The sequence below is a fragment of the Stenotrophomonas sp. GW821-FHT01H02A genome (genome assembly GCF_059422145.1).
On sequence record NZ_JBWKWI010000016.1, the window covers coordinates 1 to 24,854 of the forward strand.

Consider the following 24,854-nt stretch of genomic DNA (forward strand, 5'->3'; position numbering starts at 1 on the left):
AGCATTGGCGGTGGCTTCGGCGCGGGCCAACTGGGCGCGGGCGCTGTTGGCCTGGGCGCGGTAGCTGGCGTCATCAAGCTGGTACAGCGGCTGCCCCGCGGCGACCAGGCCCCCTTCGGTGAACAGGCGCTTGGCGACGATGCCGTTGACCTGCGGGCGCACTTCGGCGACCAGGAAGGCGTTGGTCCGGCCGGGCAACTCGCGAGTCATCGAGACCGTCTGGGGCTTCAGTGCACGGTAGCCCACAGCAGTGGACATCGGCGGATCTACGGGAGTTGGCGAGCTGCACCCTGATGCAACCAGCGAAATGATTGAGGCCAGCACAAAGAGGTAGCGCTTCGTCATACACAGGTTCCCGCCATGCAATGAGCCTTCTTGAAAGTCGAACGGACCATCTCCGTGGACGATGCATCGTCAGTGCACGCCTACGGCACATGGAACGGCAAGCGCACTGTAATTGCCATGCGCGACGTCGCATTGAACCCGCCCGGGAGAAATTGATTCACTGGTCGCTCAGGTAGGAAAGACATATACAGATCACGTGACTTGCCATTCGTTGCAATCACGCACGCCGTTGCACACCTCTGCTGCGCCAGCACGTGGCGGACAACACCGGTGCGTGCACGCCGCACAGGTATCATTGCCGTTGGATGCTCCTCAAGAACCACGCCATGCGCAGCCTCTACCCAGCGATCACCCCGTTCCGCACCCACCAGGTGCCCGTGGACGACCTGCACACCCTGTTTGTGAAAGAGTGCGGCGCGCTATCGCATCGTGCTGATCGACCAGCGCGGCAGCGGCCGCTCCACGCCGTTCGGCGAGCTGCGCGGCAACACCACGCAGCACCTCGTCGCTGACGTCGAGATCATCCGCGAGCTGCTTGGTATCGAGCGCTGGCTGGTGTTCGGTGGCTCGTGGGGCTCCACGCTGGCGCTCGCCTATGCGCAGGCCCACCCGGAACGCGCGACCGGCATCATCGTACGGGGCGTCTATCTCGGCCGCGCCGAAGAGAACCGCTGGTTCGCCGAGGTCGATGGCGGCGCACGCTGGGTGTTCCCGGAGCGCTGGGCCAGCTACGAGGCGCATATCCCCGAAGACGAACGCGGTGACATGATCGCGGCCTACTGGCGTCGCCTCGACAGCCCGGACCAGGCAACCCGCATCGCCGCAGCGCAGGCCTGGCTGGGCTGGGAAGATCATGCCGCCACACTGGTGCACGAGGTCGATGCGGTATCCAGCGATGATCCGCTGCACACGCTGGCCAAGGCCCATATCGAAGCCCATTACTTCCGCCACCATGCCTTCCTCGAGCACGGGCAGCTGCTGTGCGATATCGACCGCATCCGGCACCTGCCGGGCGTGATCGTGCAGGGCCGCTACGACATCATCTGCCCGGCGCGCAGTGCCTGGGATCTGGCCTGTGCCTAGCCGGAGGCGTCGCTGCAGATGGTGCTGTCCGGCCACAGTGCGACGGAGCCTGCCACCGCCGATGCGCTGATGCGTGCGACGGATACCTTCGCAGACCGGCAGTAAGGAGCCGTCGTGGATTCGATCTACCTGGTGGTGGCGCTCGGCGCCATCGTGGCGGGCTTCGTGCAGGGGCTCTCGGGCTTCGCGTTCGGGCTGGTGGCCTTGTCCTTCTGGGCCTGGGTGCTGAAGCCACTGGTGTGGTTGAGCAGCTGCCGGATCGTGATGCTCGTGGCGGCGGTCTGATTGGGGCAATCCTGCAGGTGCCGGGCAATCGTATCGTCCAGCGATAGCCGGCCGGCCTCGGCCAGTTGCAGGATGGCCACGGCGGTGAACATCTTGTTCAACGAAGCGAGCCTGAACTTGGTGGCGGCGTCGACCGGAACGCCCTGCTCCCGGTCGGCCAGCCCACCCTGCCACGCCATCAGCACCTTGCCGTCCTGCGCCAGCAGGAAGCTGCCGGAGAGCTTGCCCTGCGCCGCCAACGCGTTCAGGCGGGTACGGCCCTGCGCGATGAGCGCGGGCATCTCCAGCCGCGCGGGCTTGAGCGCATCGGGCATCCCCCCCCTTCCAGCTGCAGCGTCTTCAGCTGCGGGCGGTTCGCTGGATCGATGGCAACCGTGATCAGGATGCCGCGATCACTTGATGTGCCACGCACGATGGCCGCATACCGCTGTTGGACCACCGTGAGGCAGTTGCACGGATTATGCAGCGGCGCGCGACCATCTGGATGGCGCGTCGCGCGTTTCAATCGCGTTGCATGCTCATCCAGCGGGCAGTCAACGCGCCCAGTACGACTGCGATGGCGGTCCAACTGCTCAAGAAGATGGCAAGCCCTGCCCAGATGCTGTTTATGATCCGATTCCCTGTCGTGCAGCCGTTGATGCGTTTCCGTGCGTGAGCCGGTCACTTCGTAGGCAGCGACTTTAGGAGCGACGTCCGCCGTGCGACATCCAATTAATTGCAAATCCAACGCGAGCGGTTTGCCCTAATTGCGACGACATCCGCCCATATCGCGAGAGACGGGGCCCGAGTCCAGGTCTACCCTTGCCGCTCGTTCACTCGCGCGCGCCCCCCCCAACTGCTGGTACCGCAAGCATCGGCACCATCCCCCGGCCCATGACCACTGAAACCTCCGCCCCTCCCGTCATCCCCACCGAACCGATCACCCCCGCCCCCAACCAGGGCTTCGCGATCCGCATCGTCGGCGCCGCTGCCTTCGCGCACCTGCTCAACGACATGATCCAGGCGGTGCTGCCGGCGGTGTATCCGATGTTCAAGAGCGAGTTCTCGCTCACCTTCGGCCAGATCGGCATCATCGGCCTGGTGTACCAGGTCACCGCCTCGCTGCTGCAGCCGTGGGTGGGCATGTACACCGACAAGCGCCCGCTGCCGTATCTGCTGCCGTCGGGCATGATCGCCACCTTCGTCGGCATCGCGCTGATGGCGATGGCGACCAGTTACGAAATGCTGTTGATCGCCGCGGCCATCGTCGGCATCGGTTCGGCCACCTTCCATCCCGAGGCCTCGCGCGTGGCGCGGATGGCCTCAGGCGGGCGCTTCGGCACCGCGCAGTCCACCTTCCAGGTGGGCGGCAATACCGGCTCGGCGATCGGCCCGCTGCTGGCGGCGCTGATCGTGATCCCGCACGGGCAACGGGCGATTGCATGGTTCATGCTGGCCGCGGCCTTGGCCGTCACCGTCCTGTTCCGCCTGACCGGTTGGACCGTGCAGCACGGCCAGGCCAAGATGAAGAGCCTGGCCAAGAGTCATGGCGTCGGACTGAGCCGCGGCAAGGTGATCCAGGCCATCGCGGTGGTCGCGGTGCTGATGTTCGCCAAGTTCGTCTACATCGCCTCGTTCACCAACTACTTCACCTTCTACCTGATCGAGCGCTTCGGGCTGAGCGTGCAGCAGAGCCAGATGTACCTCTTCATCTTCCTGGCCTCGGTCGCGCTGGGCACCTTCATCGGCGGCCCGGTCGGGGATCGGATCGGGCGCAAGGCGGTGATCTGGATTTCCTTCCTCGGTGTCGCGCCGTTCGCGCTTGCCCTGCCCTATGCCAACCTGATGGGCACGGCGGTGCTCGCCGTGGCGGTCGGGCTGGTGATGTCCTCGGCCTTCGCGGCGCTGGTGGTGTACGCGCAGGAAGCAGTGCCGGGCCGCGTGGGCATGGTCTCGGGGCTGATGTTCGGTTTGATGTTCGGCATCGGTGGCATCGGCGCGGCCGGCCTGGGCAAGCTCGCCGACGTGCACGGCATCGTGTGGGTCTACCACTTCACCTCGTACCTGCCACTGTTGGGGCTGGCGACCGCGTTCCTGCCGAAGACCCGGATGCACTGAGGCATGTGCCTCAGTGGAAGAACTGGCTCGGCAGCTGGCCGACGCGCTTCTTGAACATCGCGGTGAAGGCGCTCGGACTGGCATAGCCCAGCGAGAGCGCCACGTCGATCACCTTCTCACCGTGGGCCAGCTGCTCCAGCGCACGCAGCAGGCGCGCCTGCTGGCGCCATTGCCCGAAGGTCATGCCCAGCTCGCGCGCGCACAGGCGCTGGATGGTCTTGACGTCCACGCCCAGCCTGCGTGCCCAGTCCTGCAGGGTGGACGGATCCTCGGGCGCTGCCTGCAGCTGCTGACCGATCACCTGCAGGCGCGGATCGCTTGGCTGCGGCAGGTGCAGCGGCAGCACCGGCAACACCTGCAGCTCATCCAGGATCAACTGCATCAGCCGCCCATCGTGGGAGTCCGCTGGATACGGCGATGGAACCTCCATCGCGGCGTGGATCAATGCGGCCAATAGCGGCGTGACCGAGACCGTCGATGCGCTTGCCGGCGGCTGGGCGATCGCCTGCGGCAGGATGTACAGACTGCGCATGCCGACCGCGCCGATGCAGCTGACCTTGTGCCCCATGCCCGCCGGAATCCAGATCGCGCGGGTGCTGGGCACCACCCAGCGCCCGGCCCCGGCCTGGACCACCAGCACCCCGGATTCGGCGTAGACCAGCTGGTGCCGGTCGGGATGGTGGTGCAGCGCGATGATGGTCCCGGCGGGATACTCGCGCGCCCGGCAGAACACCGGCGTCTCCGGCCCGGCTGGCAGACGCTTGCCTTCCCCGACGCCGGGGGCGATGTCCCTTTTCCGATATGGCACTGCAATACCCTCGCAAACGACCTGCCGGAGGACTCTACCGCGTCCGGGGTGTTTTCGATATCGGTCCACTACGGCTATCGCGGCTTGGGTGGCGCCACGACCTCGATCCAGGTCGGCGCATGGTCGCTGGGCTTTTCCAGCGCCCACACCCAGCGGTCCACGCCCGCGTCTTTCAGCCGGGGCGCAAGCACGGGGTTGAGCAGCAGGTGGTCGATCCGCAGCCCGCGGTCACGGGCGAAGTGCTCACGGAAGTAGTCCCAGAACGTGAAGATCTGCGCATCGCCATGCACGGCGCGCAGACTGTCGGTCCAGCCCAGATCGAGCAGCGCCTGGTAGGCCTCACGCACCTCGGGCTGCAGCAGCGCGTCCTTGCGCCACGATGTGGGGTCGTAGATGTCCGAATCCGTGGGCACGACGTTGAAGTCGCCGATCAGCGCGACCGGGTGCGGCAGCGCGACCAGGCTTTTCGCGTGCCGATGCAGGCGTTGCATCCACTTCAGCTTGTAATCGAACTTGGGCCCCGGCTGCGGATTGCCGTTGGGCAGGTACAGGCCGCCCACGATCACGCCATGTGCAGCCGCTTCCAGGTAGCGGCTCTGGTCGTCTTTGGGGTCCCAAGGCAACCCGCGCCGGCTTTCAATCGGGTCCTGCCCGCGGGCCAGCAGCGCAACGCCATTCCACGAACGCTGCCCCTGCCAGATACAGCCGTATCCTGCGTCGCGGATCGCTGCTTCCGGGAACGCCTCCTGGGTGGCCTTGAGCTCCTGCAGTGCCACGATGTCCGGCTGTTCGCGCTGCAGCCATGCCAGCAGACGCGGCAGCCGGGTCAGCACCCCGTTGACGTTGAAGGTCGCGATTTTCAGGCGCTTTCTGGCGGGCATCGTGCGTGCCTGGGGGCGGCGGTGTCTGCCATCGAGCATTGCCCTGTGTCGATCAACCGGCCGCGAATGCCGGGCGAGTGTGGCGTGACGAAGGCAGTGCGTTGATCATCCATTGACCCTCGCCGCGTCACAGTAAGCGCTGGTTCCAGACTGGCAAGGTGCAGCCATTGCGCGGAAGGTCATGAAGACGTGGAAAGTTCTGCCGCGGCGCTTCTACCAGCGGCATCCGGCCGAGGTGGCGCCCGAGCTGCTGAACAAACTGCTGGTGCGCGATGACGGTCGCGCGGGGCGGATCGTGGAAGTGGAAGCCTACGCCGGTGACCAGGATCCGGCGGCGCATTCGTATCGCGGCATGACCGCGCGCACGGCGACGATGTTCGGCGAGGCTGGGCATCTCTATGTCTACTTCAGCTACGGCATGCATTGGGGCTCGAACGCGGTGTGTGGGGAGGTCGGCCAAGGCTGGGGCGTGCTGCTGCGGGCGCTGGAGCCGGTGGCGGGACTGGCGCTGATCCACGAGGCACGGCCGGCGATCAAGCACGAACGCGACCTGGCCAGTGGACCGGGGCGGCTGTCGCAGGCGATGGGCATCACCAAGGCGTTGGATGGCGCGGACCTGGTGCGCAATGATCGTGGCATCCGCATCGTGTCCGATGGGATGGCGCCGCCGGAGACACCCGTGGTCGGGCCGCGGATCGGGATCAGCAAGGCGGTCGAGTTCCCGTGGCGCTGGCACGTGCCGGCACATCTGCATGTGTCGGGACGCATGGCCGCGAGCAGGAAAACGCGCGGGCCAGCCGCATGAGTCCGGCGACGTCCGCCACCTCCCCCGCGCGGCGCGCACGACGCTGGCTGCTGCGCATGTTCGTCACCGTGGTGTGCATCGTCGCCGTCGGCGTGCTGTGGAACAGCCCCATCGCGGAATCGCCACGCGCGTTGTGGCGCCTGTCGCAGATGCCTGCGCCCACCGCCCTGCCGGTTCCCGTCGCCGGCGTTGCGGCTCGTCAGGTCGCCGATACGTTCGGTGCACCGCGTGGACGCGATCGCACCCACGCCGGCGTGGACATCTTCGCCAAACATGGCACCGAGGTGCGCAGCGCCACGCCGGGGATCGTTGCCGATATCCGTGAAAGCGGGCTGGGCGGACGCCAGGTCTGGGTGATGGGTCCGGCGCGCGAGCGATACTACTACGCGCATCTGGACGACTGGCGCGACGGTCTGGCCCGGGGCGATGTCATCGAGCAGGGCACGGTGCTCGGCTATGTCGGCGACACCGGCAATGCCAAGGGCACGCCGCCGCATCTGCACTGGGGCATCTACGGTGCCGACGGCGCCTATGATCCGCTGCCCTTGCTCAGGGCATGGCCGGACCCGCCCTGAGCGCGCGTGCAGGATCCCTTCACAACAAAGCGCGCCGGACTAACACCTGCGCGCCTAGCATCGGATGCTCACAACAGGAGCCTGCATGTCACTGCCCCCATGGGCGGCGAGCCGCAGCATCATCCGCTTGGCGAAACCTTCTTCAGCCAGGTGCCCTTCCTGTATGGCCCGTACATGGCCAAGTTTTCGCTGGCCCCGATCTCTCCTGCGCTGCTTGCCTTGAACGGTGACAGGATCGGCTCGGACGAAGATGCACAACGCGAGGCGGTGGTGGCCTTCTTCACCGATCTGCCCAATCCCGTGGAGTGGGAACTGCGGGTGCAGTTGTGCCGCGACGTGGAGCGCATGCCGATCGAGGACGCGTCGGTCGCCTGGCCCGAGGGGGACAGCCCGTTCCTGCCGGTTGCGCGCCTGAGCGTCGCGCAGCAGGAGGCCTGGCAGCCGCACAGCTCGCCGGGCATCGAGAATGCGCTGGCGTTCGCACCGTGGCACGCGCTGGCCGAGCACCGGCCGCTGGGCGGTCTGAACCGCGCGCGCCGCGTGGTGATGACCGCCTCGCGTCAGTTCCGTTCGCGGTTCAACGGTTGCCCGATCCACGAGCCGGTGGGCTGACAGCGCCCCGCCGCGTCACGGATCGCGAAGTACCCCGTGCGCCGCCTCGCGCATGGCGGCGGTGATGCGCTGAAGCGTGGTCGAGCGGATGGCGGCATGCTGCCAGAACAGCGGCACGTCGATCCAGCGCGACGGATCGAGTTCGACTACGACCTGGCGCTGCAGCGCCGGAGCCGCCAACGACTCGGGAACCAGGCACCAGCCCAGCCCGAGCGCGGCGGCGTCGACAAAGCCGGTGGAGGTGGGCAGGTAGTGCACCGGCGGGGAGAGCGTGGCGCGGGTGATGCTGCGCAGGTAGCGCGCCTGCAGCCGGTCCTTGCGGTTGAAAACGATCATCGGCGCATTCGCCAGCGCGGCCGCGGTCATGCCCGCGCTGAAATACCGCGCCTTGAAGGCAGGTGCCGCGATCGCCAGGTAACGCATCGTGCCCAGCGGGTACACGTTGCACCCCTGCAGGGCCTTTGCCTCGGCCGTCACCGCGCCGACTGCCGACCCGTCCCGCAGCAGTTCCAGCGTGTGATCCTGGTCATCCACGCGCAGGTCGAAGGTGTAGCCATGCGCGCCGTGCAGCGCGGCCAGCGCCGGCAGGAACCAGGTTTCGAGTGAGTCGTCGTTGACGGCCACGCATACGTTGCGATGTGGCAGGTCCGCATCCGGCAGGAAGTCGGCGAGCACCTCGTCTTCCAGCGTCTGCATCGGGCGCACGCGGCGCAGCAGCTGCTCGCCCGCCGGGGTCGGGCGACACGGCGACTGGCGCACGATCAGGACCTGCCCGAGGCGATCCTCCAGCGCCTTGATCCGCTGGGAGATCGCCGACTGGGTCAGGCTGAGCCGCCGCGCGGCCGCATCGAAACCGCCTTCTTCCAGGACGGCCGAGAACGCGGCGAGTTGGGGATGGAGCAGGCTCATGAAAAGCGTCCGTATCAGGAATGCTTATCGTGCCACAGGAAATGTAGCTGTTCTTATGACGGTGCGCGCGTCACCCTGCACGCCCCTTCCGTGGATACTCGTCATGCTCCCTGCTGTCGCCCTCGCCGGCTTTCTCGCCGGTGCCGGCCTGATCATCGCGATCGGTGCCCAGAATGCCTTCGTGCTCCGCCAGGGGCTGAAACAGCAGCATGTGCCGCTGGTGGTGGCGGTCTGCGCTGCCGGCGACATCACCCTGATCCTGCTGGGCGTGGCCGGCATCGGCGCGGCGGTGGCGCGATTTCCGCTGTTGCTGGAGGTCCTGCGCTTCGGCGGTGCCGCCTTTCTTGCCGTGTATGGCCTGATGGCGGCACGCCGGGCGTGGTCCGGTGGTGGTGGGCTCGATGCAGGCGCTGACGTACGGGTCGACTGGCGGCGGACCCTGCTGATCTGCCTCGCGTTCACCTTCCTCAACCCGCACGTCTACCTGGACACGATGGTGCTGCTCGGCAGCCTCTCGACCCGCTATCCAGGCGATGCGCGCTGGGTCTTCGCGGCGGGTGCCTGCCTGGCCAGCGTGTGCTGGTTCACGCTGCTCGGCGTCGGCGCGCGCTGGCTGCAACCGTGGTTTGCCCATGCCCGTGCATGGCGCTGGCTGGACGCAGGCATTGCGGTGTTCATGCTGGCATTGAGCCTGCTGTTGCTGCTCAAGCCGTTGCAATGACACTCACGCAGGCGTGTGCAGCTCCATGGCGCGCATGACGATCGGCTTGGCCCAGTCCGGCGTCTGCAGCAGCTCGATCGCCGAGGCCGGATAGTGCAGCCCGGCGCGATCCAGCTGCAGCACCGGCAGCGGCTCCGCCCCATCGGCGTCGGCCGGGGCGCTGTTGTCGTAGACATGCAGCTCGGCCAGGTGCGGCAACAGCGCCAGCAGATTTTCGCGCGACGAATCGTAGCGGGCCCGGATCTTGTCGGCGGGGATGTCATGCCCGCCGCGGCTGACCCGTGCGGCGACGCGTTGCATGTGCAGTTCCACGCTCTGCAGGCCACAGAACCAGATGGCCACGTGGTGGTGGTCGCAGGCCTCGCGCAGCAGGCGCGGGATGGTGTTGCCGCCCAGGGTGGTCTCGAACGCGAAGTCGGTGCCCTCGTCGATCGCCTGCCGCAGCCGCCGCGCACCTTCATTCCACGCCGCAGCGTTCGCCTCGCCCAGCGCCCAGCCCGTCTCGACCAGGCGGCGCGTGAACGTATCCGGGTTGAACCAGGTCAGGCCTTCTTCTTCCAGCCACATGCCCAGCAGCGAACTTTTGCCGGCGCCATTGACGCCGGCCAGCACCAGAATGCGCCCCATCGGTCAGAGCGGGCTGCCAAGGGCGACCTTGCGGCCGCGGCGGATCGGCTGGCCCAGCACCTTGCCCAGCCCACCATCGCGGCCGAGGCTGGCCAGCGTGGTATCGAACGCGGCCCGCAGGCGTTCCAGTTCGTCCAGGCGCTCATCGGCGTCGCCGCCCGCGGCCTTGGCCAGCAGTTCCTGATAGGTCTTGATGTCCACGATCACCGCTTCGGGGTGATTGTGGTTGGTGATCACCAGCGCCTGTTTCTCGCGGACGGTCCGCATCAGGCTGGGCCAGCCCCGGGTTTTCACCGAGGAAGCAGTGGCCTTCTCAAGGCCGGGCAGATCCAGTGGCAGGGTCATGGCACGCTCCAGGACGGGATGTGCCCACTATACCCCTTCTGGCCAAATTGGACATAAATCCCATTTTGGCCAGAAGGAGGCCCCGGTGCCCGGTCAGTGGGACATCGAGTACGGCTGCTCGGCACCCTGCCCCGGCCAGGCCTTGTTCGGCTCGGCCTGCAGGGTGAAGCGCAGCTCGCCCCCGGCCAGGATCTCGTCGTGGCGCAGGAAGGTGCGCTGCAGCGGCTGGCCATTGAGGGTCACCGCGCCGACGTAGTCGTGGCCCTTGCCCAGCCCTTCGGTGACGATGGTGAAGGTCTTGCCGTTGGGCAGGTGCAGTGCCGCCCTGGGCAGGAACGGACGGCCGATGATGTACTCGCCGCTGCCCGGCGCTACGGGATAGAAGCCCAGCGCGGTGAACACGTACCAGGCCGACATCTGGCCGAGGTCGTCATTGCCGGCCAGGCCGTCAGGGCGGTCGGCGTACTGGGTGTCCATGATCTGCTTCAGGCGCGCCTGGGTGCGCCACGGCTGGCCGGCATGGGCATACAGGTAGGCCACGTGGTGGCTCGGCTCATTGCCGTGCGCGTACCAGCCGATCAGGCCGGTGATGTCTTCCATGTGCTCGAAGATCGACGGGTCGACCTTGGCCTCGAACACCTCGTCCAGGCGGGCCAGCAGTCTGTCGCTGCCCCCGTGTGCGGCGGCCAGGCCGGCCACGTCGTGCGGCACATACCAGGAGTACTGCCAGGCGTTGCCTTCGGTGTAGTCCGTGCCGTAGCCGCTGGCGCTCGGGTCGAACGGCGTGCGGAAGCTGCCGTCGCGCTTGCGCGCGCGCATGAAGCCGGTGTCCTTGTCATACGCATTGCGCCAGTTGGTGGCGCGCTTCTCGAACTCACCGGCGACCTTCGTGTTGCCCATGGCCTTGGCCATGCGCGCGATGGTCCAATCGTCGAAGGCGTACTCCAGCGTCTTGCTGGCCGCCTCGCCTTCTTCGTCGATCGGCACCCAGCCCAGCTCGCGGTACTGCGCGATGCCGTCGTACGGGCCGTAATTGGCCGTGGCCACCATGGCGGCCAGTGCCTTGTCCTCATCGAAACCACGGATGCCCTTGAGGTAGGCATCGGCGATCACCGGGACCGCGTGGTAGCCGATCATGCACCAGGTTTCCTGCCCATGGAACGCCCACAACGGCAGCATCCCGTAAGCGCTGTTGTGCTGGTGCGCGAGCAGTGAATTGATGAAATCGCTGTTGCGTTTTTCCGGCTGCACCAGGGTCAGCAGCGGATGCAGGGCGCGGTAGGTATCCCACAGCGAGAAGGTCGAATAATTGGTATAGCCCTCGGCGCGATGCACGGCGTTGTCCGAGCCGCGGTACTGGCCATCGCTGTCCATGAACACGGTCGGCCCGAGCAGGCTGTGGTACAGCGCGGTGTAGGCACTGCGGCGGTCATGCTCGGGGCCGTCGATATCCAGCACCGACAGCGCCTGCGTCCACTGCGCCTTGGCCTCGGCGCGGACACGGTCGAAATCGAAACCCGGTACTTCGCTCTCCAGGTTGGCGATCGCACCGGCCTCGCTGACCGACGAGATCGCCACCGTCACTACCAGCGGTGTGTCGAGCTTGCCGAAATCGAAGGTGCCGACCAGCTGGCGGCCTTCGATCTGCGCCCGCTGCGCCGGGTTCTGATGCCCCGGCGGCGGGAAACCCTTGTAGGCGATGTCGGTCTCGGTGTTGTGGAATGCGTGACCGGTCAGTGGCCGCGAGAAGCGCATCGCGAAATACAGCTGGCGGCCCGGAGCCCAGCCGCGGGTCTCGCGGAAACCGGTGATGGTGCCATCCTCGCGGGCGCGCAGGCGCGACCACAGGATCTTGCCGGGGTAATCGTAGAGGCTGGTGCGCAGGTCCAGCAGTACGCGTGCCGGCTGGTTGGCCGGATAGGTATAGCGGTGCACGCCGACGCGGGTGCTGGTGGTCAGCTCCGCGCGCACCTTCGGATCATCCAGGGTCACCGCGTAGTAGCCCGGCTCGGCGCGCTCGTCATCGTGGCGGAAACGCGAGGTGTAGCCTCTGCCGGGCGTATCGGGGTCGCCACGCTCCAGGCTGGCATCGGTGCGCACCGGCATCAGCAGCACATCGCCGAGATCGGAATGGCCGCTGCCGGAAAAGTGGGTGTGCGAGAAGCCAACGATGCTGGTGTCGTCATGCCGGTAGCCGGCGGCCCAGCCATAGGCCTTCTCGCGCGGCTGGATGCGGGTGTCCGGGCTCAGTTGGACCATCCCGAACGGCACCGTGGCACCGGGATAGGTATGGCCCTCGCCCGCCGTGCCGATGAACGGATCGACCGCCGCGTACGCGCGCTCGCCAATCTTCGCCGGTGCCCCTGTGGCTGTGCTGGCCACCAACATCGCACCTACCGCGAGCCCCAACCACCGCACCGTCCCCGTTTTTGTCATGGCGTTGAATTTAGATCGATTCAGGTTGCATCGATCCTAGCACTGGCGCGGCGAGGTCGCATGTTGCGGTGCGGGTGGTGGAGGGGGAACCGACCGCCGTTACGCCGGCCGCGCCTCTTCCGGCACGGCCGGTACCGGCAGCGTCGGCTGGGTCGCATCCACCGTGACCGGCTCGTCGCTGCGCATCAGCGCACGCGCTTCGGCTTCGCTGGCCACGGCTGGCGGCGAGCCGCGCAGCGGCATGCCGGCGGTCTCGCGCACGAACAGCATGGTGACCACACCGATCACGGCAGCGCCCATCAGGTAGTACGCCGGGACCAGCGGATCGCCGGTGCGCTCCACCAGCCAGGCGGTGACCAGCGGCGTGGTGCCACCAAACAGCGAGACGGACACGTTGAAGGCGATCGACAGCGCGCTGTAACGCACCGGCGTATAGAACAGCGCCGGCAGCGTGGACGGCATCGAGCTGGTGAAGCACACCAGCGCCACGCCAAGCAGCATCAGCCCCAGGAAGATCAGCCAGTCGTTGCCGCTGCCGACCAGCTTCAGGCACGGAATCGCCAGCAGGAACAGCGCGATGCACGCCCCGATGATCATCGGGCGGCGGCCGAGGCGATCACTGAACAACCCGCCCAGCACATTGAGCGGCATCATCACCAGCATGACGATGATGATCAGCAACAGCCCCTTGCTCTCGGCATAGCCCATCGTCACGCTCAGGTAGCTGGGCATGTAGGTCAGCAGCATGTAGTCGGTGACGTTGAACACCAGGACCAGGCCCACGCAGATCAGCAACTGCGCCCAATGCACGCGGAACAGCGCACCCAGTCCCGGGCGCTCATGGTCGCGCTTCTCGGCCTCTTCGGCGTAGGCGCGGAAGGCCGGCGTCTCTTCCAGCTTCATGCGCATGTACAGGCCGAGCAGCCCCAGCGGACCGGCGACCAGGAACGGGATGCGCCAGCCCCAGTCCAGCATCTGCGTGCTGCTCAGTGCCATGTGCAGGGCGGTGACCGTGCCGGCACCGGCGATGTAGCCGCCCAGCGTGCCGAACTCCAGCCAGCTGCCCATCAGGCCGCGATTGCGGTCGGTCGAGTACTCGGCGATGAAGGTCGCCGCCCCGCCGTACTCGCCGCCGGTGGAAAAGCCCTGCACGACGCGGGCGAGCAGCAGCAGTGCCGGCGCCCATAGTCCGATGCGGTCGTAGGACGGAATCAGGCCGATGCTGAAGGTGCCGGCCGCCATCATGATCATGGTGAACGCTAGTACCTTCTGGCGCCCGTACTTGTCGCCCAGCGGGCCGAATACCAGGCCACCCAGTGGGCGCACCAGGAATGCGACGGTGAAGGTGGCAAACGTGGCGATCAACTGCGCGGTCGGGCTGCTGTCGGGGAAGAACACGTGGCCGAGCGTGACCGCGAGGTAGCCGTAGACGCCGAAATCAAACCACTCCATCGCGTTGCCGAGCGCAGCGGCACCCACGGCCTTCTTCAACATCGGGCGATCAACGACGGTGACTTCATCGACGTGCATCTGGCGGCGGCGTTTGAACCAGCCGAAATGGGCATGTGCGGCATGCAGGTCCTGCATCTGCTATCTCCTGGAGGCCGGCCATCGCGACGCCCGAGGTCCCGCGCAAGGCACGGGAAATACCGCCTCCGATGACACAGCGAGATGCGCGACGAGGGGCTGCAACAGACGATCCCGGACGGCCGCGTGGACTCAGCGGCGCTGCGGGATGGATGACCAGGAAGCGGGCAATGGCCCGGGGGTGATCAAGCGGGTCATGTTACTACAACTGGCGGCCCGGTTCCCGTGGCCGCCACCGCGGAACGCGTGGAACAGCGTGTTTCAAGCTGTTTCTGGACGATTTCACGGCATGAACACGCATGCGCAATAGATTCCGCGCGGTCTCTACGTCTCTGCCGCGCGTTACTGATCGCGCTCCAGCGCATCGATCAACGGTGCCAGATCCTCACGCTCGTGCGGCCGCACCGCACGCGCGATCTCGCGGCCATCGCGCAACAGGATGACGGTCGGCCACAGCTTCACGGCGAAGGCGCGGCCCAATGGCCGCCCCTTGCCGTCTTCGACCTACAGATGCGTCGCGTCGTAGCCACCGAGGAACTTCTGCAGCAACGGCTGGGCGGCACTGCAATGGCCGCACCAACCGGTGCCGAACTCCAGCAGCACCCATCCGCGGCCTGCATCGAGCTCGGCACGGGTGATGTCGGCGGGGCTGTACTCACGGACGAAGGCCATGGGCGATTGCTCTCAGGACAGAGCGCGCTGGATGTCCTCCAGCGGCGCGTTGGTGAAGTCCTTGGCGAGATCCTTGAGCAGGCGCTCCTGCGTCTCCTTGTGCAGCAGCGGCCGGATGCGTCCGAGCGTCTGCGGATCGGCGATCAGGATCAGATGCGCGTAGCGGTTCTTCAACGCGTCTTCGTTCAACTGGGCGGCCACCTGCTTGGCAAAGGTCGCCTCGTTGAGCTGGGAAATGGTCATCTCCTGCGGCACCGAGCCGGACGGCCCCTGCCCGGACGCGCCGGTGTCACTGACCGCCTGCAGCTGCAGTTCCCCCTCCTGCTTGAGTTGCAGTTTGTGGGCGGTGCCGACGTTGGTGAACACGCGGGCCGAGCCGCCATCCGCTACAACGACCAGGGTACCTTCGGGAATCTGCTGGCTCATCATCTACTCCTTATGGGAAAAACCGAGCGCGGGTGCACTCGGGTTCCACCGTAGGGAACCCGATGTATGCGCAATGCATACGGCTGTATGCATCCTGTATGCGGTCCGGCGGCCAGGCATCGTTCGCGGTCGCGAGTCCGCCGTCGAGCAGCTCGACCAGGAGCTCACTGCGCGCGGCAGCGCGGACGCGACGGAATCCTTGCGCGCCACGCAAGTATCTTTCGCCGATTGACGCCTTTTTGAGAAACAGTGCTGCGCGCAGACTCCCTGTCCTGCCTGGCTTCCGCCTCCAAGGACCACACTGCGCATGTTCCGTCCCATCCCTCCTCCGTCCACAGGAGGCGCTCGATGAGCGCCCTGTCCCGCCTCACCGCCGGTGGCTTCAGCATCGGCCTGGAAGCGCCGCTGGACAACGACTGGACGCCCACCGGCGAACAGCGCCGCCGGCAGTCCGGGCGCTTGCCCGGCGAACCGGATCTGCAGCGGCATGCCGACCTGGCCACGCTCGCCGATCGACTGGGCTTCCGCGCGCTCTGGATCCGCGACGTGCCGCTGTACGACCCCGCGTTCGGCGATGCCGCGCAGGTCTTCGAGGTATTCACCTATCTCGGTTATCTGGCCGGGGTGACCCGCGACATCCTGCTCGGCACGGCCGCCGTCGTGCTTCCGCTGCGCGAGCCATTGCTCACCCTGAAGGCCGCCGCCAGCGTGCAGCGGCTGAGTGGCGAGCGCCTGCTGCTCGGCGTCGCCAGCGGCGACCGGCCGATTGAGTACCCGGTGTTCGGCCGCGACTTCGCCGCGCGCGGCGAAGCATTCCGCGACCAGGTGGCGGTGCTGCGCAGCAGCGGCCAGGCCCGGCTGTCGGGTGGTCTTGACCTGCTGCCGCGGCTGTCGTCACCGCTGCCGTTGCTGGTCGCCGGCCTGGCCCAGCAGACGCCGGGCTGGATCGGTGAACACATGGACGGTTGCCTCGCCTACCCCGGTGCACCAGCCGACCATCAGCAACGCATCGCCGCCTGGCGCGCGGTCGCCGGTGACAAACCCTATGCCAGCTTCATCCATCTGGACCTGGCCGACGACCCGGACGAGCCGCTGCAACGTGTTCGCTTCGGCGCACGTACCGGTCGCAACGGCCTGGTCACGGAACTGGCGGCGTTGCGCGCGATCGGCGTCAACCACGTCGGCCTGCAGTTGCGCCGCAACCTGCGTCCGCTCGACGACACCCTGCATGAGCTCGCCGAGCACGTCCTGCCGCGCTTCCATGCAGCCGCAACGGTCCCGGCCGTTGCGGCCTGACCCTTACCCTCCCTCCCCCGGATCAAACACCATGAGCATTCACCTTCCCTGTCGCGTCGGCTTCGGCACCGCACCGCTTGGCAACATGTACCGCGCCATCCCCGAACCGGAAGCACTGGCGACCGTCCACGCCGCGTGGGACCAGGGCATCCGTTACTTCGATGCCGCCCCGCTGTATGGCGCCGGCCTGGCCGAACTGCGCCTTGGCGACGCGCTGCAGCACTACCCGCGCGATGCCTATGTGCTGAGCACCAAGGTCGGGCGCCGGCTGCTGGATGAGACCGAAGACGCCGCCAGCCGCGATCTCGGCGAGAAAGGCGGGCTGTTCGAACATGGCCTGCCCAACAAGATCGTCTACGACTACAGCGCCGACGGCACGCTGCGCGCGATCGAAGAAAGCCTGAAGCGCCTGAAGACCGACCGCCTCGACCTGGTCTGGATCCACGATCCGGCCAAGGATTTCCACGGCGACGACTGGCGCGCGGTGTTCCACCAGGCCATGTCCGGGGCCGCGAGCGCGCTCACCCGTCTGCGCGAGGAAGGCGTCATCAAGGGCTGGGGCCTGGGCGTCAACCGCGTCGAGCCCTGCGTGATGGCGCTGCAGCAGGCCGACCCGGATGGATTCCTGATCGCCGGCCGCTACACCCTGCTGGACCACGATGACGCGCTGGCAAGCCTGATGCCGGCCGCATCGGCGCGTGGTGCCAGCATCGTGGTGGGCGGTCCGTACAACTCCGGCATCCTCGCCGGTGGCGCGCATTACGAGTACCAGAAGGCCGGCGCCGACGTGCTGCATCGCGTCGGTCGCCTGCAGCAACTGTGCGCGCAGTTCGGCGTGGACATCCGCGCCGCGGCGTTGCAGTTCTCGCTGGCGCATCCAGCCGTGGCGGCGGTGATTCCGGGGGCCAGCCAGCCCAGCCGCATCGCGGAGAACCTTGCCCTTGCCGAGGTGGCGATTCCGGCGGCGTTCTGGAGCGCGCTGCGCGAACAGGGGCTGGTGTCCCCGCGGGCGCCGCTGCCGATCGACTGAGCGGCGGTTACACCGCCGCCACCATGCCGCGCAGCGTCGTGTGCAGGCGCGTCACTTCCTGCCAGAGGTCCTCGTCGCCGTGCTCGAACCCACACAGATCGCCGGCGGTGCGGGCCATGGCCGGCTGCCCGGCGATCAGCGCGGCGCCGCGGATGCGGTGCCCATGGTAGGCCACCACGGCGAGGTCCTGCTGCCCGATGGCCGTTGCGATGGCATCCAGGTCCGCCTCCCATTCGCCGAGGAAGGCCGACCCATTCGACAGTCCCGCAGCCGCGGACGCAGGGGCCGCGGCACTCTCGGGCAGACCCAGTGCATCGCGCAACGTCGGCAGCGGCAGCGGCTTGGTCAGCACGATGTCCATGCCACTCTCCCGGCAATGGATGCGATGCTGCTGCTCCACACTGGCCGAGATGGCGATCACTACCGCCGGCGGGCGCCCCTCGCGTCGCTCGATCTCGCGCAGGCGCCGTGCGACGTCGTACCCGCTGATGTCCGGCAGGTTGCAATCCAGCAGGACGGCGTCGAAGCTCCCTGCGCGGTAGCTCTCCACGCCCGGCGTGCCGGCCTCTGCAGCGATGGCGTGCAGGCCGAGGTACCGCAGCTGGTCGAGAATCACCTCGCGGTTGCCGGGATGGTCCTCGATCAGCAGCACGCGCCGGGCCGGCGCGCGGGAGGGGTCGCGGCACGCCGGTGCAGGCGCGGCCTTCGCCGTCACCGTTACTGCGGTGACCGGAATCTCGACGTGGAACGAGGTGCCGACCCCCACCGTGCTGCTGAAGCGGATCGTGCCGCCGAGCTGGGCAACGATGCCGTGACAGATCGACAGCCCCAGCCCTGCCCCGCCCAAGGGTTCGGCGACATGGGCGTTGACGCGTGAGAATGGCTTGAACAACTGCGCCTGCTGCTCCAGCGGAATGCCGATGCCGGTATCATGGACATCCAAGTGGAGGATCGGCTTGCGGCTGTCCAGGCCACGCACGCACAGGGTGACATCTATCCTCCCGTCATCGGTGAACTTCACGGCGTTGGTCAGCAGGTTGGTCATCACCTGGCGCACCCCGGTGGCATCCAGCATCAGCAGCGGCAGCGGCCCCTCCGGGTAGGCCGCGGCAAGCGTCACCGGCTTGTTGCGGACCACCGGCTCCAGCGCGCCGATGCATTCCTGCACCAGCGCACCGACGTCGCAGGCCTCTGCTTCGGCGCGCACGCCCTTTGCATCCAATCGGGAGTAGTCCAGCGCCTGGTTGAGCATGGAGCGGAGGTTCTCACCGGCCGCGTGTGCATTGGAGAGCAGGCGCCGCTGCTCGGGCGCCAGCGTGGAGTGCAGCAGCAACTCGACCGAGGCGGCGATCGTATTGGCGGAGTTGCGCACTTCATGGCTCATCACCGCCACGAACCGGGCCTTCTCGCGCTCGCTGCGGCGCGCGGCCCGCTGGGCGCGCACGGTCAACGAGAGCAGCACCAGCAACACGGTTACCGTGGAGATCCCGAGCAGGACTTCACTGTGGTAGTGCCGGATGATCGCTCCCAGCGTGGGTGCGCCGAAATACGTGGTGCGCATCCATCGATTGAGGAGCTCGGCCTGCTCGATCTCGGTGATGGAGGCGACGCTTTTATCGATAATCGACAGCAGCGGCGCCCGGTCCTGACGCACCACCAGGCGCACATCGACCGGCAATTCGCTGACCGCCCCGCCGTGCCGGAGGGTATCGGCGTAATCCCGCCGGAGCAGCGGGCGGATGCTGGTGTCCAGCCCGATCGCGGCATCGGCGACGCCGTTCTCCACGGCCGACAGGACCGATTCCAGGTCATCCAGCGGCAGGCGTTTGATACCGGGTTTGTGCTGGCGCAGCCACGCTTCGTAGCCACCGCCACCACGAAACGCCAATGTGCGCCCTTCCAGTTGGTCGAGTTCCAGCAGCAGGGGATCGCGCTGGCGGGTGATCAGCAGCGTGGCACCGGTGTAATACGGCCGGGAGTACAGCAGGCCTTGATTGTCCATCTGCGGCATCGTCGCTGCGACCAGCATCACATCCACCTCGCCATTGCGCAGGGCATCGATGGAGGCCAGCAGCGAATCGGTGCGGCTGGCGGTGAAGGTCAACCCGGAGCGCTCACCAACCAGATCGATGTACCCGGCAAGCAGGCTGCGGTTCATGCCCTGCTGATGATCCACGTCGAACTGCTTCCACTGGGTCGGATCGATCGCTACCCGGACCGTGCGATGCCCGGCCATCCAATGCGCTTCCTCCCGGGTGAACCGCCCGCCCCCCGCCTGCGCGGCCGACGCCAGTAACAGCAGGACGATCAACAGGACAGCGCGCATCATCTCAGCTCGGCGTGTTGGCGCTGCAGGTCATGCATCTGCGCATCGTCGCGGATGCCCAGCTTGTCGAATGCGGCCTGCTTCAGCTGGCGGATCATCTTCGAGCTACGGGACCGGCGGTCGGCGATCTCCGGCACGGACAACCCGGCAAGGCAATCGCGCAGCACCTGCCATTCTTCATCGGTGGGACGCTGGTCGCCCCCCCCGGCGGCACCGTTGAGCTCATGCAGATAGATTCCGCCAGCCATTACGTGCCGGATCGCGTCCGACAGCTCGTGCAGCGACTGATTTTTGACGAAAAAGCCGTGTGCCCCTGCCTGCAGCGCCAGCTTCATGGTGATCGGGTCGGCATGCGCCGAGACCACCAGACGGCGAACCCCGGGATGATCGCGGGACAGCCGGCTCAACAGCTCCAGACCGTCCAGGTCGGCCAGGGCCAGCGAATAATCCAGCAGGACCACGTCGACCGGCGACGCCTCCAGTGCCAGGAACAGCGCCTGGCTGGTGTCATGGCAACCGGCCAGGCGGATCATCGGCGTGCTTTCCAGGACGGAGGCCAGGCCCAGCCGGACCAGGTGGTGGTCGTCGAGGACAGCAACGCTGATGGGGGACGGAGCAGTATTCATGGATATCCGGAGGTCTTCCTTTGCGTACGGATGGCACAATGACTGGCCGCACGCGCAGGCACCATGGAAACAGTTGTAAATGCGGCCACCGGGGGCTGCCCTGCGGTGCGGGGCATTCGGGTGTAAAATTCGACGTTTTAACCGGACCCATGGCCAAACCCCCGCAACAGACGCCTGTCCCGGGCCCGGCCTTCATCCGCCTGCTGGCCCGCCTCGCTGAAAGCAACCTGTCCTCGACGGGCCCGGCCCTGTCGGACCGGCTCAGCGAATGGGTGGACTGGACGCGGGCGGTGAGCTTGTCCAAGGCGCTTGATGGCCGGCTCCCGCCCGCAGTGGACGGGCCGGATTTCGATGCCGACGAGGACGCCGAGTGCCGCCGGATCCGCGCGGCACTGGAAGCCGTCATTGTTCAGGAACCTGAGTCGACCAGGCCTGTCCGGCGCGTGGTCGACGCCGATGGCGTCCAGGGCCCCGTCGAATACACCGTCTTCCGCGAGCGCTACCTCACCGTGCAGCGCTCGATGCTCGGTGCCACCAGCCGCCTGCGCGGGCGGCTGCGCGACATGCTGACCCGCACGTCGCCCGAGCTGGCCCGGCTGGCCGAGGTGGATGCGCTGATGGAGCAGACCCTGAGCGCGCGCGAGCACAGCCTGCTGGCCAAGGTACCGGTGCTGCTCGGGGTGCATTTCGAGCGCCTGCGGGACGCCGGCAGCGACGATGCGTGGCTCGAGGTATTCCGCCGCGACATGCAGAGCCTGCTGCTGGCCGAGCTGGATCTCCGTTTTCAACCGATCGAAGGCCTGCTTGCAGCGCTTCGCACCCACTAACCGGGACGTCATGTTCAGAACCAGTCTTCACTACGTTGTTTTCCTGCTTGGCCTTGTCGCGGTGTGCTGGATCGGGGCGGGGTATGCCAGCACCAATCCGGTCGGCTTCGCGGTCGCCGCGCTGATCGCCGTCTGCTACCTCGCCGGTGGCCTCGAGCTGTATCGCTACCGACAGGCGACCGCCTCCCTTGTTGCAGCCAGCGCCAGTGCCGGCAGTGCTGGCTCCGGCCTGGCCACCTGGCTGGGCCAACTGCACCCGAGCCTGCGCAACGCGGTACGCCTGCGCGTGGAGGGCGAGCGTGTCGCCCTGCCCGGTCCGGTGCTGACGCCGTATCTGGTCGGACTGCTGGTGCTGCTGGGCATGCTCGGCACCCTGCTCGGCATGATGGCCACCCTGCGCGGCACCGGCCTGGCGCTGGAAAGCGCGACCGACCTGCAGGCCATCCGTGGTTCGCTGGGCGCGCCGGTGGAAGGTCTCGCGGTGGCGTTCGGCACCTCGATCGCCGGTGTCGCCACTTCCGCCATGCTCGGCCTGCTCTCGGCGCTGTGCCGGCGTGAGCGCCTGGAAGCGGTGCAGCGACTTGACGTAGAGATCGCGACCACCCTGCACACGCACTCGCAATCGTGGCAGCGCAATGAGGCCTTCCGCTTGCTGCAGCAGCAGGCCGAACTCATGCCCGCGCTGGTGGACCGGCTGCAGGCCATGTCCGCCTCGATCGAACTGCAGAGCAGCGTCTCTGGCGAGCGGCTGCTGGCCAATCAGCAGGACTTCCACGCCAAGGCCGACGAGGAATACGCGCGCCTTACCGCGGCCATCGAGCAGTCGCTGAAGGACAGCGTCGCCGAGAGCGCACGTGCGGTCGGCGCGGCCCTGCAGCCGGTGATGGACGCCACTCTGGCCGGCATCGCCCGCGCCAACACCACCATGCACGAGACGGTGACCGAGGCGGTGCAGCGCCAGCTGGCCGGTCTGACCGACGGTTTCGACGCCAGCCGCGTCGCCACCGTCGCGACCTGGCAGGCCGCGCTGGACAGCCAGCAGCAGACCAACACCGTATTGACCGCGGACCTGCGCGCCGCGCTGGACGGCTTCGCAGCGCAGCACGACCAACGCGCGCTAGGTCTGCTCGATGCCGTCTCCACGAAACTGGCCAGCACCGCCGAGAGTTGGCAGGCGGCCCAGTCCGCACAGCAGCAGACCCATGCTGCGCTGACTGCGGACCTGCGCAGCGCGCTGTCCAGCTTCACCGAAACGCATGACGCCCGGGCAACCGGCCTGATCGACTCGGTCGGCAGCCGCATGGACGCCACCACGGCGCAGATCGCCGAAGCATGGCAGCACGCCCTGGCCCGCCAGGATGCGGCCGCAACGGCACTGAGCGAGCGTCATCAACAGGCGCTGGATGCCGCCGCCGCGACCCTGCAGGCGCAGGCCGCTTCGCTGGGCGAGGCGATGCAGCAGTCGCATGCCCAGCTGCAGGACACCCTGGAAGCACGCGATCAGCAGCGTCTGAGCGCGTGGACCGAGGCCTTCACCGGCATCAGCGCCAGCCTCGGCGAGCGCTGGGAGCAGACCGGCGACAGCGTGGCGCGCCGTCAGCAGGACATCTGCGACACCCTCGCCCGCACCGCCAACGACATCACCCAGCAGGCACAGGCCCACGCCAGCGAGACGATCAGCGAAATCTCGCGCCTGGTCCAGGCGGCTTCGGAAGCGCCCAAGGCCGCGGCCGATGTGGTCGCCGAGCTGCGCAGCAAACTGTCCGACAGTCTGGTCCGCGACACGGCCACCCTGGAAGAACGCGGCCGCCTGTTGGCGACCGTGGAGACCCTGCTGGATGCGGTCAACCACGCCGCCAACGAACAACGCGTCGCCGTGGATGCCCTGGTCTCGACCTCGGCCGCGCTGCTGGACCGGCTCGGTACCCGCTTCACCGATCACATCGAAGCCGAGACCGGCAAGCTGGGCAGCGTGGCCGCGCAGGTCACCGGCAGCGCGGTGGAAGTCGCGAGCCTGGCCGAGGCGCTGGGCAGCGCCGTGCAGTCCTTCGGGACGGCCAGCGATGGCCTCAGCGAGCGGCTGGCCCAGATCGCCGCCTCGCTGGACGGCTCGCTGGCCCGCAGTGACGAGCAGCTTGCCTATTACGTGGCCCAGGCGCGCGAGGTCATCGACCTCAGCGTGCTCTCGCAGAAGCAGATCATCGATGAGCTGCAGCAGCTGGCCGGTCGCCGCAGCAGCAAGGCCGGAGCCGCCTCCGCATGAGCGACGAGATCGAAGTCGAGGCCGACGGAGGCGCGCCGATCTGGGCCGCCTTCGGCGACCTGATGTCGGTGCTGCTCGGTGCGTTCGTGCTGATCCTGGTCGGCGTGGTCGCGCTGCAGCTGGAGCTGACCAACCGGCTGGATGAAGAGGTCAAACAGCGCCAGGCCGAAGTGCAGCGCCGCCAGACGCTGGAGCAGGCACTGGCCGGCCCGCTCGCGGCCGGGCGCGTGACGCTGGTGGATGGCCGCATCGGGATCCGCGGCAATGTGCTGTTCGCCTTGAACTCCGACACGCTGCAGCCCGAGGGCGTCGACGTCCTCAAGAGCCTGGTCGGGCCGCTGAAGGGCTACCTGGCCTCGCGCGAGGAAATCCTGATGGTCAGCGGCTTCACCGACGACCAGCAGGTGCGCGATGGCAACTGGCGCTTCGCCGACAACTGGGAGCTCTCCGCCGAGCGCGCATTGACCGTGACCCGCACCCTGATCGCCGAGGGCGTGCCGTCGGATGCGGTGTTTGCCGCGGCGTTTGGCTCGGAGCAGCCGGTGAGTTCCAACGCCGACGAGAAGGGTCGCGCCAAGAACCGCCGCGTCGAGATCGCCCCGATCCCGAAACCCAAGGCGAGCAAGGCCGCGGATGCACCGTAACTCTGTCGCAACGGCTGAGATTCTCCAGCGTTGGCGAGCGGACAGGCTCGACCAGCTCGACCGCACGCGCTTTGCGGTGATCGAGGCGTTGCATGCCCGCACGCAGGCGCATGACGGTGAGGTGCGGGCGCTGTTGCAGCAGAAGCTGGACGCGCTGGTAGCGGGTTACGCTGAGCGGGTCGCCGAGGCGTCGGCATCGCTGACATCTGCGCCGGGCCTGTCATCGGGACGCATCGGCCTGCAGGCGCTGGTCACGGAATTGACCCGGCAGCACAGTGCTGCGTATCCGGAATTGCCGATGCTGGGCGAGGTCCGGGCGACGTGGGCCAGGCTTCGCAATGCCAGCCAGCTCAAGGCATCACTGGCCCAGATGCCCACCAACGGTGGGCCGTTGAACTCCGGTGTACTGGTCCATCGCGCCCTGACGCTCATGAAAGACACTTCGCCAGGTTATCTGACGCACTTCATGTCGTACCTGGATGCACTGTCCGGCATGGAGCACCTGCACCAGTGGGGCGTGCTGGTGGCGACGCCGAAGGTTGTGCCGCGGGGGGCGAAGCCGCGGCGGCCGCGTGCGGGCAAGACAGCTGGCTGACCATCCCAGCGCGACCCTTCCTTTCATCGGCAG

General features: G+C 67.4%; 20 protein-coding genes and 6 pseudogenes. 13 read left to right on the forward strand and 13 right to left on the reverse strand.

Annotation, left to right across the window (positions count from 1 at the left end; translation table 11 throughout):
- A pseudogene (locus AC07WC_RS17320) lies at positions 1–345 on the reverse strand (efflux transporter periplasmic adaptor subunit); the annotation flags it as partial.
- A gap of 326 nt (positions 346–671) precedes the next feature.
- Here AC07WC_RS17320 and pip point away from each other — a divergent pair.
- Both pip and AC07WC_RS17330 read left to right on the forward strand, forming a co-directional pair.
- Positions 672–1,533: pseudogene (gene pip / locus AC07WC_RS17325) on the forward strand (prolyl aminopeptidase).
- 9 nt (positions 1,534–1,542) lie between these two features.
- A pseudogene (locus tag AC07WC_RS17330) lies at positions 1,543–1,662 on the forward strand (sulfite exporter TauE/SafE family protein); the annotation flags it as partial.
- Here the strand turns inward: AC07WC_RS17330 and AC07WC_RS17335 are convergent.
- Positions 1,629–2,027, reverse strand: a pseudogene (locus tag AC07WC_RS17335) (serine hydrolase domain-containing protein); the annotation flags it as partial. The pseudogenes AC07WC_RS17330 and AC07WC_RS17335 overlap by 34 nt on opposite strands.
- Before the next feature lie 559 nt (positions 2,028–2,586).
- On the opposite strand from AC07WC_RS17335, the gene AC07WC_RS17340 reads away from it, so the two are divergent.
- Positions 2,587–3,810, forward strand: a complete 1,224-nt coding sequence (locus tag AC07WC_RS17340) for an MFS transporter (RefSeq protein WP_495211101.1) — start codon at positions 2,587–2,589, stop codon at positions 3,808–3,810.
- A 10-nt stretch (positions 3,811–3,820) separates the two neighbouring features.
- On the opposite strand, the gene AC07WC_RS17345 is transcribed toward AC07WC_RS17340, so the two are convergent.
- Positions 3,821–4,618 (reverse strand): AraC family transcriptional regulator, encoded by a 798-nt coding sequence (locus tag AC07WC_RS17345; RefSeq protein ID WP_495211102.1) that lies wholly within the window; start codon positions 4,616–4,618, stop codon positions 3,821–3,823.
- An 89-nt stretch (positions 4,619–4,707) separates the two neighbouring features.
- A pseudogene (xth, locus tag AC07WC_RS17350) lies at positions 4,708–5,499 on the reverse strand (exodeoxyribonuclease III); the annotation flags it as partial.
- A gap of 181 nt (positions 5,500–5,680) precedes the next feature.
- Between xth and AC07WC_RS17355 the strand changes: the two are divergent.
- The 3 genes from AC07WC_RS17355 to AC07WC_RS17365 all read left to right on the forward strand — a co-directional run bounded on the left by AC07WC_RS17355 (position 5,681) and on the right by AC07WC_RS17365 (position 7,491).
- Positions 5,681–6,304 carry a DNA-3-methyladenine glycosylase gene (locus tag AC07WC_RS17355; RefSeq protein ID WP_495211103.1) on the forward strand — a complete coding sequence of 208 codons (624 nt, stop codon included), beginning with the start codon at positions 5,681–5,683 and terminating at the stop codon, positions 6,302–6,304.
- Complete coding sequence (locus tag AC07WC_RS17360) at positions 6,301–6,879, forward strand: M23 family metallopeptidase (protein WP_495211104.1); 579 nt, start codon at positions 6,301–6,303, stop codon at positions 6,877–6,879. The genes AC07WC_RS17355 and AC07WC_RS17360 overlap by 4 nt, the downstream gene beginning before the upstream one ends.
- A gap of 99 nt (positions 6,880–6,978) precedes the next feature.
- Positions 6,979–7,491: a catalase family protein gene (locus tag AC07WC_RS17365; RefSeq protein WP_495211105.1), complete on the forward strand. Its 513-nt coding sequence runs from the start codon at positions 6,979–6,981 to the stop codon at positions 7,489–7,491.
- Positions 7,492–7,506: 15 nt separating this feature from the next.
- Here the strand turns inward: AC07WC_RS17365 and AC07WC_RS17370 are convergent, their stop codons facing one another.
- Positions 7,507–8,400: a LysR family transcriptional regulator ArgP gene (locus AC07WC_RS17370; protein WP_495211106.1), complete on the reverse strand. Its 894-nt coding sequence runs from the start codon at positions 8,398–8,400 to the stop codon at positions 7,507–7,509.
- A 103-nt stretch (positions 8,401–8,503) separates the two neighbouring features.
- On the opposite strand from AC07WC_RS17370, the gene AC07WC_RS17375 reads away from it, so the two are divergent.
- Complete coding sequence (locus AC07WC_RS17375; protein WP_495211107.1) at positions 8,504–9,121, forward strand: LysE/ArgO family amino acid transporter; 618 nt, start codon at positions 8,504–8,506, stop codon at positions 9,119–9,121.
- 3 nt (positions 9,122–9,124) lie between these two features.
- Here AC07WC_RS17375 and AC07WC_RS17380 read toward each other — a convergent pair whose 3' ends face one another.
- The 6 genes and pseudogenes from AC07WC_RS17380 to AC07WC_RS17405 form a co-directional block, all read right to left on the reverse strand.
- The gene (locus AC07WC_RS17380; protein ID WP_495211108.1) at positions 9,125–9,748 is read right to left on the reverse strand and encodes an ATPase; all 624 of its coding nucleotides are present in this window, start codon (positions 9,746–9,748) and stop codon (positions 9,125–9,127) included.
- Between the two features lie 3 nt (positions 9,749–9,751).
- Complete coding sequence (locus tag AC07WC_RS17385; protein ID WP_495211109.1) at positions 9,752–10,093, reverse strand: type II toxin-antitoxin system prevent-host-death family antitoxin; 342 nt, start codon at positions 10,091–10,093, stop codon at positions 9,752–9,754.
- 93 nt (positions 10,094–10,186) lie between these two features.
- A complete protein-coding gene (locus tag AC07WC_RS17390) occupies positions 10,187–12,529 on the reverse strand; it encodes a GH92 family glycosyl hydrolase (protein WP_495211110.1) in 2,343 nt (780 codons plus the stop codon).
- Positions 12,530–12,628: 99 nt separating this feature from the next.
- The gene (gene proP / locus AC07WC_RS17395; protein WP_495211111.1) at positions 12,629–14,116 is read right to left on the reverse strand and encodes a glycine betaine/L-proline transporter ProP; all 1,488 of its coding nucleotides are present in this window, start codon (positions 14,114–14,116) and stop codon (positions 12,629–12,631) included.
- 342 nt (positions 14,117–14,458) lie between these two features.
- Positions 14,459–14,788: pseudogene (locus AC07WC_RS17400) on the reverse strand (thioredoxin family protein).
- 12 nt (positions 14,789–14,800) lie between these two features.
- Positions 14,801–15,214: a host attachment family protein gene (locus AC07WC_RS17405; protein ID WP_019184575.1), complete on the reverse strand. Its 414-nt coding sequence runs from the start codon at positions 15,212–15,214 to the stop codon at positions 14,801–14,803.
- Between the two features lie 348 nt (positions 15,215–15,562).
- On the opposite strand from AC07WC_RS17405, the gene AC07WC_RS17410 reads away from it, so the two are divergent.
- Both AC07WC_RS17410 and AC07WC_RS17415 read left to right on the forward strand, forming a co-directional pair.
- Positions 15,563–16,510 (forward strand): TIGR03571 family LLM class oxidoreductase, encoded by a 948-nt coding sequence (locus AC07WC_RS17410; RefSeq protein WP_495211112.1) that lies wholly within the window; start codon positions 15,563–15,565, stop codon positions 16,508–16,510.
- A 31-nt stretch (positions 16,511–16,541) separates the two neighbouring features.
- Positions 16,542–17,540, forward strand: coding sequence for an aldo/keto reductase (locus AC07WC_RS17415; RefSeq protein ID WP_495211113.1), 999 nt, complete (start codon positions 16,542–16,544; stop codon positions 17,538–17,540).
- Between the two features lie 7 nt (positions 17,541–17,547).
- Here AC07WC_RS17415 and AC07WC_RS17420 read toward each other — a convergent pair whose 3' ends face one another.
- Positions 17,548–19,866: an ATP-binding protein gene (locus tag AC07WC_RS17420; RefSeq protein WP_495211114.1), complete on the reverse strand. Its 2,319-nt coding sequence runs from the start codon at positions 19,864–19,866 to the stop codon at positions 17,548–17,550.
- Positions 19,866–20,492 (reverse strand): response regulator, encoded by a 627-nt coding sequence (locus AC07WC_RS17425; protein WP_495211115.1) that lies wholly within the window; start codon positions 20,490–20,492, stop codon positions 19,866–19,868. The genes AC07WC_RS17420 and AC07WC_RS17425 overlap by 1 nt, the downstream gene beginning before the upstream one ends.
- A 149-nt stretch (positions 20,493–20,641) precedes the next feature.
- On the opposite strand from AC07WC_RS17425, the gene AC07WC_RS17430 reads away from it, so the two are divergent.
- Genes AC07WC_RS17430 through AC07WC_RS17445 form a run of 4 tightly spaced genes read left to right on the forward strand, consistent with a single transcriptional unit; the run spans position 20,642 to position 24,821 of the window.
- Positions 20,642–21,319, forward strand: coding sequence for a DUF3348 domain-containing protein (locus tag AC07WC_RS17430; RefSeq protein WP_495211116.1), 678 nt, complete (start codon positions 20,642–20,644; stop codon positions 21,317–21,319).
- A gap of 10 nt (positions 21,320–21,329) precedes the next feature.
- Positions 21,330–23,582 (forward strand): DUF802 domain-containing protein, encoded by a 2,253-nt coding sequence (locus tag AC07WC_RS17435; RefSeq protein ID WP_495211117.1) that lies wholly within the window; start codon positions 21,330–21,332, stop codon positions 23,580–23,582.
- Positions 23,579–24,226, forward strand: a complete 648-nt coding sequence (locus AC07WC_RS17440) for an OmpA family protein (RefSeq protein ID WP_495211118.1) — start codon at positions 23,579–23,581, stop codon at positions 24,224–24,226. The genes AC07WC_RS17435 and AC07WC_RS17440 overlap by 4 nt, the downstream gene beginning before the upstream one ends.
- Positions 24,216–24,821: a DUF2894 domain-containing protein gene (locus tag AC07WC_RS17445; protein WP_495211119.1), complete on the forward strand. Its 606-nt coding sequence runs from the start codon at positions 24,216–24,218 to the stop codon at positions 24,819–24,821. Before AC07WC_RS17440 ends, AC07WC_RS17445 begins: the two co-directional genes overlap by 11 nt.
- Positions 24,822–24,854: the final 33 nt, after the last annotated feature.